Here is a 14,305-nt window from a genome sequence, read left to right as displayed (position 1 = left end):
AGCGACCCGAAGTACGAGCCGTTACCGTAGTCACCCATCCGAAAACTCGAACTATTCTCAGCATGGAGCCAGAAAAGAAAGGGGAAAAAACAATGAAGAGATGGACAAGCATGTTCCTGGCACTGACGATGGTATTCGTCTTTGCGCTTGCGGGATGCGGCAGCAAGAGCGACAATCAGCAGGCATCCGAGACGCCGAAGACAACCGACAACGGCAATGAGAAGAAAGAGGAGCCGAAGCCGGAGGAGAAAAAAACGCAGGATACGCTCGTATTCGGCCGCGGCGGAGATTCGGTAGCGCTGGATCCGGCGATCGTAACCGATGGAGAGTCCTTGAAAATCGGTCACCAGGTATTCGATTCTCTGCTCGAGTACAAAGAAGGGGAAACCGAGGTTCAACCGGCGCTCGCCGAGAGCTGGCAAGTATCCCCGGATGGCCTGAAATATACGTTCAAGCTGCGCCAGGGCGTGAAATTCCATGACGGCACGGATTTTAACGCAGACGCCGTTGTGTTCAACTTCAAACGCTGGAGCGATCCGAAGAGCGAATACAAGTTCACAGACGATTCCTTCGACTACTATGATTCCATGTTTGGACCGGACGGCTCGCGCGTCATTAAGGACGTAACAGCAGTGGATGCCAATACGGTCGAATTCACGCTGACACAACCGCAAGCGCCGTTCCTGCAAAATATCGCCATGACCTGCTTTGGCATCGCCAGCCCGACGGCGATCAAGGAGAAGAAGGAGAATTTCAAGAACGAGCCGGTCGGCACAGGCCCATTCGTCTTCAAAGAGTGGAAGCGCAATGACTCCATTACGCTCGAAAAGAATCCGAACTACTGGAAGCAAGGGCTGCCGAAGCTGAATAAAGTCATCGTCCGCTCCATCCCGGACAACTCCGCACGCTTCAACGCGCTGCAAAACGGAGAAATCGACATCATGGAGGATTTGAACCCGGATGATCTGTCCGTGCTCGAAAGCAAAAGCGATTTGCAGAAGATCAACCGTCCTTCCTTCAACGTCGCTTACCTCGGCTTCAACCTGAAGAAAAAGCCGTTTGATAATGTAAAAGTGAGAGAAGCACTGAGCCACGCGGTCAATAAACAGGGCATTATCGATGCCTTCTTTGCAGGGCAGGCCAAACCAGCCGTAAACCCGATGCCTCCTACGCTGTGGGGCTACAACGATAGCATTCAGGATTATGATTACAATCTGGATACGGCGAAAAAGCTGCTGGCAGATGCCGGATATCCGAACGGATTGCCGGATCCTGTGACGTTCTATGCGATGCCGGTATCCCGCCCTTACATGCCTGACGGCAAGAAAGTGGCCGAAGCAATCCAGGCTGATTTTGAGAAAATCGGCGTGAAGGTCAACATCCAGTCTCCGGAGTGGGCGACGTATCTCGACGATACGAAAGCCGGCGCCAAGGATGACATCTACATGATGGGCTGGACAGGCGACAACGGTGACCCGGATAACTTTATCTATACCTTGCTGGATAAGGACTCCATTCCGGGCAACAACCGCAGCTTCTACGTGAATGAGGATCTTCATAAAGTTCTGATCGAAGCCCAGAAGGAAGTCAGCCAGGACAAGCGTGTGGAACTGTATAAGCAATCGCAGGAAATGATCAAAAAGGATATCCCTTGGATTCCGCTCGTGCATACGACGCCAATCTTGGCCGCCAAAGCCAACCTGAAAGGATATGTGCCATCTCCAACCGGAACCGAAGCCTACAGCAACGTCTACTTTGAATAATCGGCAGGTGAATTGCTTTGAGCTCATACGTATTGAAACGCCTGTTGATTCTGATCCCGGTCCTGATCGGGATGACGATCATTGTCTTTTCCATTATCCATGCCATTCCGGGGGATCCGGCCGAAACGATTCTCGGCCAAAAGGCCACCGAGCAATCCAAGGAGGCGCTGCGGGAGCAGCTGGGGCTGAACAAGCCCTGGCTCCAGCAGTATGGTACGTATCTGGGTGACCTGGTGAAAGGTGATCTGGGCAAATCGATTCGGACGAAAGAACCGATTGCCAAGGAAATGTTGCCGTATCTTGCCGCCACGCTGGAGCTGACCATGACAAGCATGCTGTTCGCGACCTTCGTCGGGATGAATGCGGGGATCATCAGCGCCTGGAGGCAAAATTCCTGGTTTGACTACGTTATTATGGTGATTGCGTTGATCGGAGTCTCCATGCCGATCTTCTGGCTGGGGCTGATGGAGCAGTGGATTTTCTCGATCAAGCTGCACTGGCTGCCTTCGATCGGCCGGATGGACCAGCGCGACCCGGTGGAGTCGGTCACGAACCTGTATATCATCGACTCGATCATCGCCGGCCGCTGGGATCAGCTGTGGACGGTGATCAAGCATCTGGTGCTCCCAAGCATCGCGCTTGGCACCATTCCGATGGCCGTCATTGCGCGCATGACGCGTTCCAGCATGCTGGAGGTCATGAAGTCCGATTTCGTGCGCACGGCCAAGGCGAAAGGCTTGTCCCAGTTCTTTGTGGTGTACAAGCATGCGCTGAAGAATGCCTCCATTCCCGTGCTGACCGTCATTGGCCTGCAGACCGGTTCGCTGCTTGGCGGAGCGGTACTGACGGAAACCATCTTCGCTTGGCCGGGGGTGGGCCGGTATATTTTCGAAGCGATCAGCTCCCGGGACTATCCGGTCATTCAGAGCGGCATCCTCATTATTGCGTTCCTGTTTATCGTTATTAATCTGATTGTGGATCTGCTGTACGCCTTGATTGATCCGCGCATCCAGTACAAGTAAGGGGGAAGGACATGGCAGAAGTTACGGTAAACCCAAGCTCCTCCGCCGCTCCGGTCATGGAGGAGGTACCCGGCCCCTGGCGTGATGCGTGGAGGGCGTTCCGCAAAAATAAAACCGCGATGATCGGTCTGTTCATCATCGTGGTGTTCATCATTATCGCGGTGATTGCGCCGGCAGTTGCGCCTTTTGGCTATAAGGATCAGCAGCTGATGGACCGGTTAAAGCCGCCGTCATCCACCCACTGGTTCGGTACGGATGACCTGGGCCGGGATTTGTTCAGCCGGGTGTTGTATGGCGCGCGCATTTCGCTCTGGGTCGGGTTTTTCTCGGTTATCGCTTCGATCATCATGGGAACCGCCTTGGGCATTATCGCCGGGTATTTCGGCAGATGGGCGGATATGATCATCTCGCGGCTGTTCGATATATTGCTGGCGTTCCCGAGCATTCTGCTCGCGATTGCGATCGTTGCCATTCTCGGCCCTTCGCTGCAAAACGCGCTATATGCCATTGCGATCGTCAACATTCCGACCTACGGTCGGCTGGTGCGGGCCAAGGTGCTCAGTCTGAAAAACGAGGAGTACATTACCTCGGCCCGGGCGATCGGGATGAAAAATATGCGGATTCTCATCAGCCATATTTTGCCGAACAGCCTGACGCCGATTATCGTGCAGGGCACGCTCGGCATCGCGACGGCGATCATTGAAGCCGCGGCTCTAGGATTTCTGGGGCTCGGCGCACAACCGCCGGAACCGGAATGGGGCAAGATGCTGTCCGACTCCCGTCAATTCATTCAGAAGGCGCCGTGGACGGTTGTGTTCCCGGGTGTATCGATTATGCTGACGGTGCTCGGGTTCAACCTGCTCGGCGACGGTCTTCGCGATGTACTGGATCCAAAAATGAAAAATTAACGGAAGCCGTTGGCTTACGAAAGCGGTCCTTGATCTCATGCCGAGATCAGGGGCCGCTTTTTTTGGATTGCTATTATTCCGAGAGGATGCTCCGGTCTTTTGCAGGAAATCGTCAGGTAAAGTGGAAGGAATGGGAAAGAGGAAGATGCTTTGGAAAGATTTATTAAATATCATGTAACTTTCCGCATGGTTGAAACGTGGTTAGGTATGAGGGGATTGGATGATGAAGCGCAGCACACTCGAAAGCGTGTACCGGAAATATATGCCGGATGTTTACCGATATTTACGGACCCTTTGCGGAGACGATGCTGCCGCGGAGGATCTGGTGCAGGAAACCTTTTACCGTGCCTACGTGCACCTGGAAAATTACAAGGACGAGAAGGTCAGGCCGTGGCTTTTCCGCGTGGCGTATCACGCTTTTATCGATATGAAGCGCAAGGAGAAACGCAGCGTCGTGTCGCCGCACGAGTTTTTCGAGCGGATACCGGCCGAAGACGAGGCGGGTCCGGAGCAATCGCTGCTGCAAAAGGAAAGCAATGATACGCTCCTGGCCTGGATCGGAAGGCTGCCCGAGCTGCAGAAGCAGGCAATCATTTTATATGACCTGCATCAATTTTCGTATCAGGAAAGCGCGGATATTATGGGCATTACGCTGTCCCACTTTAAAATATCGCTGTTTCGGGCGAGGCAGCAGCTGCGGAAGAACCGGGAAGGAAGCGATCAGGATGAGCGATGATTTCAAACGAAAGCTACAGGATTATAAGGACGGCAAGCTGCCTGAGGAAGAGCGGGCGGAGCTCGAGCTGGAGCTTGCGAAGATGGAGACATACCAAGCCTATCTGGATGAGCTGCTGGAGAATGAGGCGGACCGGAGGGATACGAGTCAAAGTCCGTTGACCGTCGACGATGCGAAAATGCATAAACGGGAAGCGAGACTGCTTCGCAAAGGGAAGTGGAAAGCCCGTATCAACACCGTGCTTACCTTGATCAGCCTGTTGATCTGGATCACGTTTTTGTCTTCGATCGGGACCTCCTTATTTTATTCTCTAGGCAATCCCGGCTATGGTAACACCGACCGGCATGTGATTGAGGCGGCGATCGCGGTAGCCTATCCGAATATGGATGTGAGGCTAAGCAGCGACGCCGGACCGTATTTTAATATGAAGGTCAGAAGTCCGGTAACCAAGACGGTGGGGAAAGAACATATCGAGGTTGGCGATTTCTCGGCTTCTTTTCTTTTTAATTGGATGAGGCTGTACGATTTGTCCTGGACGGACCGCGAAGCAAACGGCAAGGCCATGTTTCAATACCCGGGCAGCAGCGGTTTTAACAGCGATCAAGCGTGGGAGAGACTGCAGAAGCTTCCCGAGGGGACCGTAGCCGAGGCTTTTGTCTCGTATAAACGATTGTATACGACAGATGAAATTTTGCAGCAGTTTAAGGGCAAGGAGATGAATCCGCTATGGTTCGCGGTCGACAGCGGGGATGCATCTGCCAAATGGAGGAGCCTCAATGGCGGAGTGGAGCTGAATCCGATCGGGTTCCCGATGAATCCCGTGTGGCTCCCGGAGGATGGCATTCCATCTAACGTTTCGGAGCAAAAAACAGGGTTCCTGACGCTAGAGAAGCGTTCGGTCACTTCCTATCCCTCTTTGGATGTTTACGGCTCCGGAGATATCCGGGACGAGAACTTTGTGAATACACTGAAGGTACTGGTAAAGCATAAATTCATCGCGAAGCGCCTGATCCCGTTTGTGGACTTGAAAGCGACACTGGATTACGTGGAGAAAAACGGGGTGAAGATCTACGGTGTTGTCGTCACCGGACCGACCAAGGAAATTTTAAAGCTGAAAGACGATTCGGAGGTATCCGCCCTTCAAGTCGGCAAGGTAGCGCTATGGAACTGGTAAGGCCCCGTAGCGTTACAGACAAAAGCTGTTCGTTCAAGACCCTTACGGTCTGAACCGGACGGTTTTTTGGTTTACATCGAATGATGAGCGGTTATTTTTCTGATGGGAGAGACCGCGTCAAGCGGAGGAATGCGCGATTAGCGGAAGTTTGCCCCGTGGATTGGCCAGAATGGATAGAAGAGGGACCACGCATGCACAAATTCGCAAGTACAGCCGGGATCGAAAATGTCTTATAATGATAAAAATATAAAAAGGGTGCAAGGAGTGCTGATTATGAATATCAAGGAAAAAAGAGAACACCGCCAGTACCCTGAACTGACCAAATTAGACGCGTCCAGAGCGACGTATGAACGGGATTACTCGCGGCTGATCCATTCCCCGACCTTCCGCCGCCTGCAGGGCAAGTCGCAGGTGTTCGGCGCGGGAACCGGAGATTACTACCGGACACGGCTGACGCACTCGCTGGAGGTAGCGCAAATTGCCCGCGAAGCGGCCAAAAGCCTGGTGCGCGCCTACCCCGAGGTCACCGAGGACATGGCCGACAATCCGGGACTCGTGATTGATCCGGAGGTGGTGGAATGCGCGGCGATCGCCCATGATTTTGGACACCCGCCTTTCGGGCATAAGGGCGAAGAGGTGCTTGACGGGATTTTGGACCGGCTGATCAAGGATAAAACGAAGGAAGCGGTTGAAGGGCTGTACATGAACTCCGAGCAGATTCACGACGTGCGCCTGCGCATGCGCCACAAGTACGAGCATTTTGAAGGAAATGCGCATAATTTCCGGCTGATCATGTTTTTGGAAAAGCGGGAAAACGTCGATGGCCTCAACCTGTCCGATGCGGTGCTGCTCGGAATCAACAAATACCCGTTTCCGGGTACGGCCAGTAAAAAGGGGCTCTACCACCATGAATGGAGCTACATTTCGGAGATCCGCCAGGACTGGGGCATCCCATCCGGTAAAAGAACGCTCGAATCGCAGCTGATGGATTTATGCGACGATATCGCCTACTCCGCGCATGATTTGGAGGACGGCATCAAGGCCGGGAAAATTGAGGTACATGAGCATTTTTTGCATGATCCGCACATTATCCGCCTGATCATCGAGAAAATCATGACGCTGGAGGATTCCTTCTGGAAAGGCTGGGACGCGGACCGCATTCGGCTGAAGGTGGAGGACGTGATGACCTCCTTCTTGCAGGTATGGAACGAGAAGCTGCCTTACTGCGAGCATGATTATTCGCGCACGCGCCGCGAGGTCAAGGCGTTCTGGGTGAACCTGTTCGTAAGCCATCTGGGCGTGATCGAAGACGGGGACTGGAAAAAGGTGACGTTCATAAAAGGGAGCGAAGAGGATTTTGATATGCTGCGCACGGTCAGTGTGCTCAAGAGCTTCGCCTGGGTGACGATGATCCGCGATCTGCGCGTACAGCGCCTGCAAAAACGCAGCGAATGGATGATCAAGCATTTGTGGGACGCTTTCCTGGATCCCGTCACCTCCAAATCCATCATTCCTTCCGACTGGCTGCATCGTTACGAGAAGGACCAGGCGAGCAGCCATCCGATCTGGACATGGGAGCATATGGTCATCGATTATATTGCCGGGATGACAGACGCGTTTGCGGAAAAGATCTATAATGAGTTGTACGGTTTAAAGGTAGGGTCCATTTACGATCTGGATTAAAGATACCGCTCTTGCGAGAGGGGAGGTCTATAGAGATGACAAAACTCAGCTTAAGCGTGCTGGATTTGGTACCGAAGCTGGAAGAGGTTTCATATGAAACGGCGCTGAAGGAAGCTGCGGTGCTGGCGCAGTCTGCCGAAGCGTGGGGCTACAACCGATACTGGGCGGCCGAGCATCATGACCTGGAGAATCTGTCCTGCGCATCGCCGGAGGTGCTGCTTGCCCATATCGGAGCGAAAACCAGCCGAATCCGGCTTGGAACCGGCGCTCTTCTCCTGCCGCACTATAACCCGCTCAAGGTAGCGGAAAGCTTTCGCCTGCTGGCAGCGCTCTATCCCGGACGCATCGATCTCGGCATCGGACGCGCGCCGGGGGGGTCGGCCCATGCTTCCATGGCGCTCAGCGGCAACTTTCTGCAGAATGTGGCGGATATGCCGAAGAAGATGCGTGCGTTGATCAAGCTGCTGGAAGACCGGTATGTATATGAAGACGAGCGGGTTCAAGCGAGACCCTTTCCGGAAATTCAGCCCGATGTATGGATGCTCGGCACGAATAGCAAAAGCGCTGGCTTCGCGGCGGAATACGGGACAGGCTATGTTTTCGGCCAATTCATGAGCGAGCGAGACGGGGCGGAAGTGCTGCAGACGTACCGGGAGAGCTTTCATCCCTCCAGCCTGCAGGACCGGCCGCGCACGATGGTCGCCATCGGCGTCATTTGTGCGGAGACGGAAACGGAGGCGCAGCAGCTGCTGCGGTCGGCGAAGCTGCCTGGGCCGGAGCGCAGCGGGCAGGAGGTACAGGCGGCAGAGCCGCAAAGGCGGCTTGTGCACGGCACGCCGGAGCAGCTGAAGACGGAGCTTCTGGAGCTTGCGGACCACTGCGGCAGCAGCGAGTTCCTTGTGTTTACCCCCGTTCAGGATTATGGGAAACGGCTCGAATCCTACCGCTTGCTGGCAGACGCTTGTCTGAAGTAGCCACATAAGGCGCTCTGTATGAGAGTTAGGCATGAGTCATCAGGAAAGGAAGCATTCATGAAGGAAAAGATAGAGCAGGCTTTGGCTAAGCAGGAGCGCATATGCTTGTACACGCATGCCAGCCATGAGACAGAGGCAGAACTGTGCGCGATGGAAATGCGTGCCTTGTTTGGGGGCAGCGTGATTTACGGATCGGAGTTGTTGACGGTCAGTCCCCGGGTCATCGATCCGGATCGCAGTCCGTTTCTGTCTGCGCGCGTTGATATTTTGCTGAGCGGAGCTTCGGCGGCGGAGATCGCGGCACGGGCGGGCGGTTTAGAGCCCATCATCGGCGGTCGCACCTACAAGGTTACCTATATCAAATCGGGTGATCCGTATTCTTACGACGAGCAGCGGGCATGGGAACGGCTTGTCGGCAGCCGGGTTCGGGGCAGGGCAGACATGAAGAACCCGGATGTGACGCTGGGGCTGATCGCTGTCCAAGGCCTATGGCTGCTTGGCATTTGCCATTTTCCCGCTCGGGCCTGGCATGCGCATATCCATAAGCCGCAAAACTACTCGACCGGGCTAAGCGCCGCCCTGGCCAGAACGCTGGTCAATATCATGACTCCGGTCATTGCTAAACATATGCAGGCGGTGGATCCCTGCTGCGGCATGGGAAATGTCCTGATTGAGGCGTTATCCATGGGGCTCGAAATCTCGGGAAGAGATATGAATCCGCTGGCGATCCGCGGAGCCCGGACGAACCTGGAGCATTACGGATACGCGACGGACCGCGTCACGCTGGGAGACATGAACGAGCTGGAAGGGCGTTTCGACGCAGCGATGTTGGACATGCCGTATAATCTCTGCTCCGTTCTTCCTGTGAAAGAACAAAACCGGATGCTGGCCAGCCTGCGCCGGTTGGCGCCCAGGGCAGTGATCGTATCCACGGAAGATGAAGTGCGGGATCGGATCGAGGAAAACGGATTTCGTATCGTGGATGAATGCAGGGTATGGAAAGGGAACTTCGTGCGGCATGTGTGGCTATGCGAAGCGTGATAGGCAAAGCAAACCCCCGGCTTCTCTTCAATAGAGCAGCCGGGGGTTTTTCATATGTTCAATATGTTAATACATCCGCTCGTAGTCCACGAGGTTGCGCGGCGGCTTCTGCCCAGCAACATAGGCCTTCACATTTTCCGTGAAAATATCTACCACCCGCTCGGTGTAGCGGTCATTGCTTCCGGCGACATGCGGCGTGATGATGACTTGATCCATTTCCCATAATGGATTGTCTGCCGGGAGCGGCTCCTGCTCGAATACATCCAGGCCGGCGCCGCTGATTTGTCCGCTGCGGAGAGCGTCAATTAACGAAGCGGTGTCTACGGTCGGACCACGTCCCGCATTGATGAAACAGGCTCCTTTTTGGGCTGCGTTCCAGGCCGCGGCGTCAAACATATGATGTGTTTCATCCGTTAACGGCAGGACGTTCACAATGTAATCGGCTTGGCCAAGCGCCTCATGCAGGCTTTCCATCGTATACATGCGGTCCACATTCGGCTCCGGCCGATCCGAACGGCGCACGCCGATCACCTTCATGCCGAAGGCTTGAGCCAGCCTTGCGGTTTCTCTGCCGATTTCTCCCACGCCGACGATCGCAAGCGTTTTGCCGTTTATCTCGCCCAGCGTGCTGTGGCCCGGAACTTTCAGGTCAGATTCCCATTTCTTTTGAAGCTGATGGCGGACGGCGATATGCATCTGGCGCGAGAAGGAGAGCATCATGGCAAAGATGCTTTCCGAGATCGGAATCGCATGCACGCCGCTGGAGTTGGTCAGCAGAATGCCGCGGTCCCGCAAACGCTCCAGAGGCAGCGTATCCACGCCTGCGGACCAGGTTTGCACCCATTTCAACTGGCTGTCTTCCTGAAGGGCGTGCTCGACAATCGTTTTCGACCACCCGATGATGATCTCGGCGGCTTGGACCTGCTCCGGCGAGAGTTCCTTTTTATTTTTAACGATGAGTTCAAAGCCGGGGGCTGCTTGTTCGATTTGCCGGATTTGCTCCGGTGTCAGGGAATGCAGACATACGATATGTTTCATGCTTGGGCCTCCTCATTCAGCGGTATGTGTAGAGTATGATAAATGAAATAACGTTATCTCCTTGCTTTCCTTCATTTCATATACATAAATTGAAATAACGTAATCAGCATGGTCGTTATTTCATTTTATATACATAAATTGAAATAACGTTATGTCCATCGTTATTTCATTTTATATAGGATACCAGATTTAAACAAAAAGTGAAAAGCATCAAGCGTTTTTCCAAAAGAATACGTCTCTGCCGGGGTTTGATGCGATATAATCAATATAACATTACAGATTTTGGAGGCTGAAAACGAATATGATGCAAAATGCAGGTAAGGCTTCGGTGCAGCAGCCGGGCCTCATCCGAAGGTTCATGGCGTATTACCGCCCTCATAAAAAGCTGTTCATGATCGATTTTGGCTGCGCGGTCGTGGCGGGATTGCTGGAGCTCGGGTTCCCGGTCTCGGTGCAATGGGTGGTGGACAAGCTGCTGCCGGACGGGGCATGGGGAACGATTATTGCCGCCGGCTGCGGTTTGCTCGCGCTCTATCTCATCAGCATGGGCTTACAGTTTATTGTCAGCTACTGGGGGCATAAGCTTGGCATTAACATTGAATCGGACATGCGCCAGCAGGCGTTTAACCATGTGCAGAAGCTGTCGTTCAAATATTTCGACAATACAAAAACAGGCCATCTGATGTCGCGCATGACCAATGACCTGTTCGATATCGGGGAAATGGCCCATCATGGGCCGGAGGATATGTTCATCGCCGTCATGACCTTCGTCGGGGCGTTCTGTATTATGTGGACGGTCAATTGGCAGCTTGCCTTGATTACCTTCATCATTATGCCGTTCATCGTGTGGCTGATCGTATTTTTCAATCAAAAATTAAACTACGCCTCCTCGGAAATGTTCCGCAATATCGCGGAGCTGAACGCCGGCGTTGAAGACAGCGTCTCGGGCATTCGGGTCGTGAAGTCCTTCGGCAATGAGGCGTACGAAATCGAGCGTTTCCGCATCAGCAATGCGGGTTTCCGTCTGGCCAAGCTGCGCTCGTATCTGGCAATGTCGTTCAGCGTCTCGGGCATGTACATGCTGACACGGCTGATCTCGCTGATCGTCCTGATATGCGGAGCCTGGTTCGCTTACCATGAGAAGCTGACTTACGGCGAATTGGTTGCTTTTCTGCTGTACGTCAATATTTTCCTGAAGCCGATCGATAAGATCAACGCCTTGATGGAGAGCTATCCAAAGGGAATGGCAGGCTTCAAGCGCTTTTGCGACCTTATGGACACCGAGCCGGAAATTAAAGACAAGCCGGATGCGGTGGAAGTCAGCCAGCTTCGCGGCGATATCCGATTCTCCGACGTCTCGTTCGGTTATGAAAATCACAGACGGATATTGGAGCACATCACTCTGACGGTTCAGGCCGGTGAAACGGTAGCTCTGGTTGGACCCTCCGGAGCGGGAAAATCGACCCTGTGCAGCCTGATTCCGCGTTTTTATGATGTGGAGGAGGGAAGCATTACCATCGACGGCATCGATATCCGCGAGATGAGCCAACATTCGCTCCGTTCGCAGATCGGGATGGTGCAGCAGGATGTGTTTCTGTTCAGCGGGACGATCCGCGAAAACATCGCCTACGGCGATCTGAACGCAAGCGAGGCCGAGCTGTTGGAAGCGGTGCGGAAAGCGCATTTGGAATCGCTTGTCGCCTCGCTGCCGGAGGGCCTCGATACGGTCATCGGGGAACGGGGACTGAAGCTGTCCGGCGGACAGCGCCAGCGGCTGGCCATTGCGCGCATGTTTCTTAAAAATCCGCCGATCCTCATCCTGGATGAAGCTACCTCCGCCCTCGACACCGAAACGGAAGCCATCATCCAGGAGGCACTGGAAACGCTGGCGGTCAACCGCACCACGCTCGTTATCGCGCACCGGCTGGCGACGATCCGGAATGCCGACCGAATTATCGTGGTCACCGAAGACGGCATTGCCGAGCATGGACGCCACGAAGAGCTGCTGCAGACCGGGGGCGTCTACGCGAGGCTGCATCAGGCTCAGTTTGGATAATTTGGATACTCACACTAAGGCAACCCTCCGGAAGTTTTCCGGGGGTTTCTTTTTTTCTCGTTTTTTGGAGAATGAGGGGATTTTCGGGGTATGATAAAATGAAGGTATTATATAGTAGGAAAAATTTGTGGAAGGGGAAATTAGTCATGGGTAACCCAGTGAAAGGCGAGCAGCTTCGATTATTCATCGCGGTCAAATTACCGGATTCGCTAAAGATACAATTGGGGGAATGGAGATCCCAGCAGCAAGGCCAGCTAACATTCAAAAAATGGACGCATAGGGAAGATTATCATATTACCATCCAATTTCTAGGCGATGTGAGCCCGGATCGGGTACCGGCGATCGCGAAAAAGCTTCAGGAAACAGCCTGCCAATTCCAACCGTTTATGCTGGAGACTGGAAACGTGGGTGTCTTCGGAACGGAGACCTCTCCGAGAGTGCTTTGGGCTGGAGTAATTGACCACAACGGGATGTTGAGCAAATTGCAGGAAAAGGTGACGGAAGACATGGAGGAATTCGGATTTATGAAGGAGTCGCGGCCGTATCGCCCGCATATTACAATCGCCCGAAAATACGCGGGAAATGAGCCTTTTCAATTGCATCAGCTACCGGCGTTGCTTCCGCAAACAGCGTCCTCTGAACAAACGGAGAGGGAGGACTTTTGGACCGTCCGTGAATTTGCACTTTTTTCCACGCATTTGCACGATTCTCCAATGTATGAGATACTAGAGTCCTTCCGAATGGAAGATTAGTAGAAATGGCAGATTCGAGCTTTATTTTTAAGTCATATCATTCATTCCTGCACATAATACAATAAGCTTGTTCCCTTTAGCCGTATCCTGTGAACCGTAAAATTGTGCCGTCACGAAGCTGTTGATGTTGTAAAAAAAGTACCCTGTTGTTCTGTTTTTCGAATTCGCGGATGCAGCAAATTACTGAAAATGTGTTTGATAGGTTTTCAAAACCTATATTTTCGGTTACATAAGAAGGGAATGTGCCGGAATATAGGAGGAGAAATATGTACACTCTACGACAAAACCGCTGGATGGCTTTGCTAATCGGAGTTCTTCTAGTGTGTTTCTCTGCGATTTGTTTGCTTCTTCAAAACGATCAGGCCCATAAATTGCAGCATAAAAGCACCATGAATTTGAATCGCTTTGATTCGATCTCTTTTAGTAAAACCGAGGTTGTTCCAGCCAAGGCGGATCATATAACACCGAACACGGCGTCAGCATCGACTCATTTTAAAATGCCTTTGCGCCTACAAAATGTAAATAATTTCAATTTATGGAAGAATAAAACAAATTCGATCCTGATTGAAAGTCTTCCTGCGCAATCATCCCAGGCAAAGACCCGGCTTGCGGCTCCGCAGCAGATTGCAGAACCGAAAGCGGCAAAAGTGGAGGCTTCCCATCAGAAAGAGCTGAATCCTCAGCTGACTCCCCCTAAAACTTTATTCTTCAGCCGGACCAAACTGCTGAGTCCATCGGAACAGAATCAATCGACCTGGCAGTACAATGTATCCGCTGATGATGTGCTCCTGCTGCAAAGAATTGTCATGGCAGAAGCAGAAGGCGAACCGTACCAAGGCAAAATCGCTGTCGCGAACGTTGTCTTGAACCGCCTGCGGTCAGCCAATTTTCCCAATACGATCAAAAAGGTCATTTATCAGAAATATCAGTTCAGTCCTGTGGCCAACGGGCGCTTTGATCGCGTGAAGCCAAACCAGGATAGTATTCATGCTGCCAATGAAGCGTTGAACGGCAAGAAGGCCGTCACGGACGATACGTATTATTTTCTTTCGCTTAAGCTGGCGGACGATTTGACGGTACATCATACACGTACCTTTGAGAAGCGGATCGGGAACCACTCTTTTTACAAATAAATGCCGATTGGAACGGATAGGTACA

At 52.9% G+C, this 14,305-nt stretch carries 12 protein-coding genes; 11 read left to right on the top strand and 1 reads right to left on the bottom strand.

Translation table 11 applies throughout. The annotated features are described in order from the left end of the window. Positions 1-92 precede the first annotated feature (92 nt). The 8 genes from PCH05_RS17145 (at position 93) to PCH05_RS17110 (ending at position 9,301) form a co-directional block, all read left to right on the top strand. Positions 93-1,763, top strand: a complete 1,671-nt coding sequence (locus PCH05_RS17145; protein WP_246049679.1) for an ABC transporter substrate-binding protein — start codon at positions 93-95, stop codon at positions 1,761-1,763. A 17-nt stretch (positions 1,764-1,780) separates the two neighbouring features. Then, positions 1,781-2,785, top strand: coding sequence for an ABC transporter permease (locus tag PCH05_RS17140; protein WP_127604085.1), 1,005 nt, complete (start codon positions 1,781-1,783; stop codon positions 2,783-2,785). Positions 2,786-2,796: 11 nt separating this feature from the next. Next, a complete protein-coding gene (nikC, locus tag PCH05_RS17135; RefSeq protein ID WP_127604084.1) occupies positions 2,797-3,693 on the top strand; it encodes a nickel transporter permease in 897 nt (298 codons plus the stop codon). A 223-nt stretch (positions 3,694-3,916) separates the two neighbouring features. Then, positions 3,917-4,429 (top strand): sigma-70 family RNA polymerase sigma factor, encoded by a 513-nt coding sequence (locus PCH05_RS17130; RefSeq protein WP_127604083.1) that lies wholly within the window; start codon positions 3,917-3,919, stop codon positions 4,427-4,429. Next, positions 4,419-5,603 (top strand): anti-sigma factor, encoded by a 1,185-nt coding sequence (locus PCH05_RS17125; RefSeq protein ID WP_127604082.1) that lies wholly within the window; start codon positions 4,419-4,421, stop codon positions 5,601-5,603. The genes PCH05_RS17130 and PCH05_RS17125 overlap by 11 nt, the downstream gene beginning before the upstream one ends. 273 nt (positions 5,604-5,876) lie before the next feature. Continuing rightward, the gene (locus PCH05_RS17120; protein WP_127604081.1) at positions 5,877-7,286 is read left to right on the top strand and encodes a deoxyguanosinetriphosphate triphosphohydrolase family protein; all 1,410 of its coding nucleotides are present in this window, start codon (positions 5,877-5,879) and stop codon (positions 7,284-7,286) included. 35 nt (positions 7,287-7,321) lie between these two features. Further along, positions 7,322-8,260 (top strand): MsnO8 family LLM class oxidoreductase, encoded by a 939-nt coding sequence (locus tag PCH05_RS17115; RefSeq protein WP_127604080.1) that lies wholly within the window; start codon positions 7,322-7,324, stop codon positions 8,258-8,260. Positions 8,261-8,317: 57 nt separating this feature from the next. Then, positions 8,318-9,301 (top strand): TRM11 family SAM-dependent methyltransferase, encoded by a 984-nt coding sequence (locus PCH05_RS17110; protein ID WP_127604079.1) that lies wholly within the window; start codon positions 8,318-8,320, stop codon positions 9,299-9,301. A 66-nt stretch (positions 9,302-9,367) separates the two neighbouring features. On the opposite strand, the gene PCH05_RS17105 is transcribed toward PCH05_RS17110, so the two are convergent. Beyond that, positions 9,368-10,339 carry a D-2-hydroxyacid dehydrogenase gene (locus tag PCH05_RS17105; RefSeq protein WP_127604078.1) on the bottom strand — a complete coding sequence of 324 codons (972 nt, stop codon included), beginning with the start codon at positions 10,337-10,339 and terminating at the stop codon, positions 9,368-9,370. A gap of 301 nt (positions 10,340-10,640) precedes the next feature. Between PCH05_RS17105 and PCH05_RS17100 the strand changes: the two genes are divergently transcribed. The 3 genes from PCH05_RS17100 to PCH05_RS17090 all read left to right on the top strand — a co-directional run bounded on the left by PCH05_RS17100 (position 10,641) and on the right by PCH05_RS17090 (position 14,280). Further along, positions 10,641-12,395, top strand: coding sequence for an ABC transporter ATP-binding protein (locus tag PCH05_RS17100; RefSeq protein ID WP_246049678.1), 1,755 nt, complete (start codon positions 10,641-10,643; stop codon positions 12,393-12,395). Positions 12,396-12,541: 146 nt separating this feature from the next. Then, positions 12,542-13,147 (top strand): RNA 2',3'-cyclic phosphodiesterase, encoded by a 606-nt coding sequence (gene thpR, locus PCH05_RS17095; RefSeq protein WP_164766687.1) that lies wholly within the window; start codon positions 12,542-12,544, stop codon positions 13,145-13,147. A 242-nt stretch (positions 13,148-13,389) separates the two neighbouring features. Beyond that, positions 13,390-14,280 carry a cell wall hydrolase gene (locus tag PCH05_RS17090; protein ID WP_246049676.1) on the top strand — a complete coding sequence of 297 codons (891 nt, stop codon included), beginning with the start codon at positions 13,390-13,392 and terminating at the stop codon, positions 14,278-14,280. The last annotated feature ends 25 nt before the right edge of the window (positions 14,281-14,305 follow it).

Source organism: Paenibacillus chibensis (genome assembly GCF_004001045.1).
GTDB classification, from domain to species: Bacteria; Bacillota; Bacilli; order Paenibacillales; family Paenibacillaceae; genus Paenibacillus_AQ; species Paenibacillus_AQ chibensis.
The sequence above is the reverse complement of the archived record's forward strand: the minus strand, read 5'-3'. Positions and strand labels throughout refer to the sequence as shown.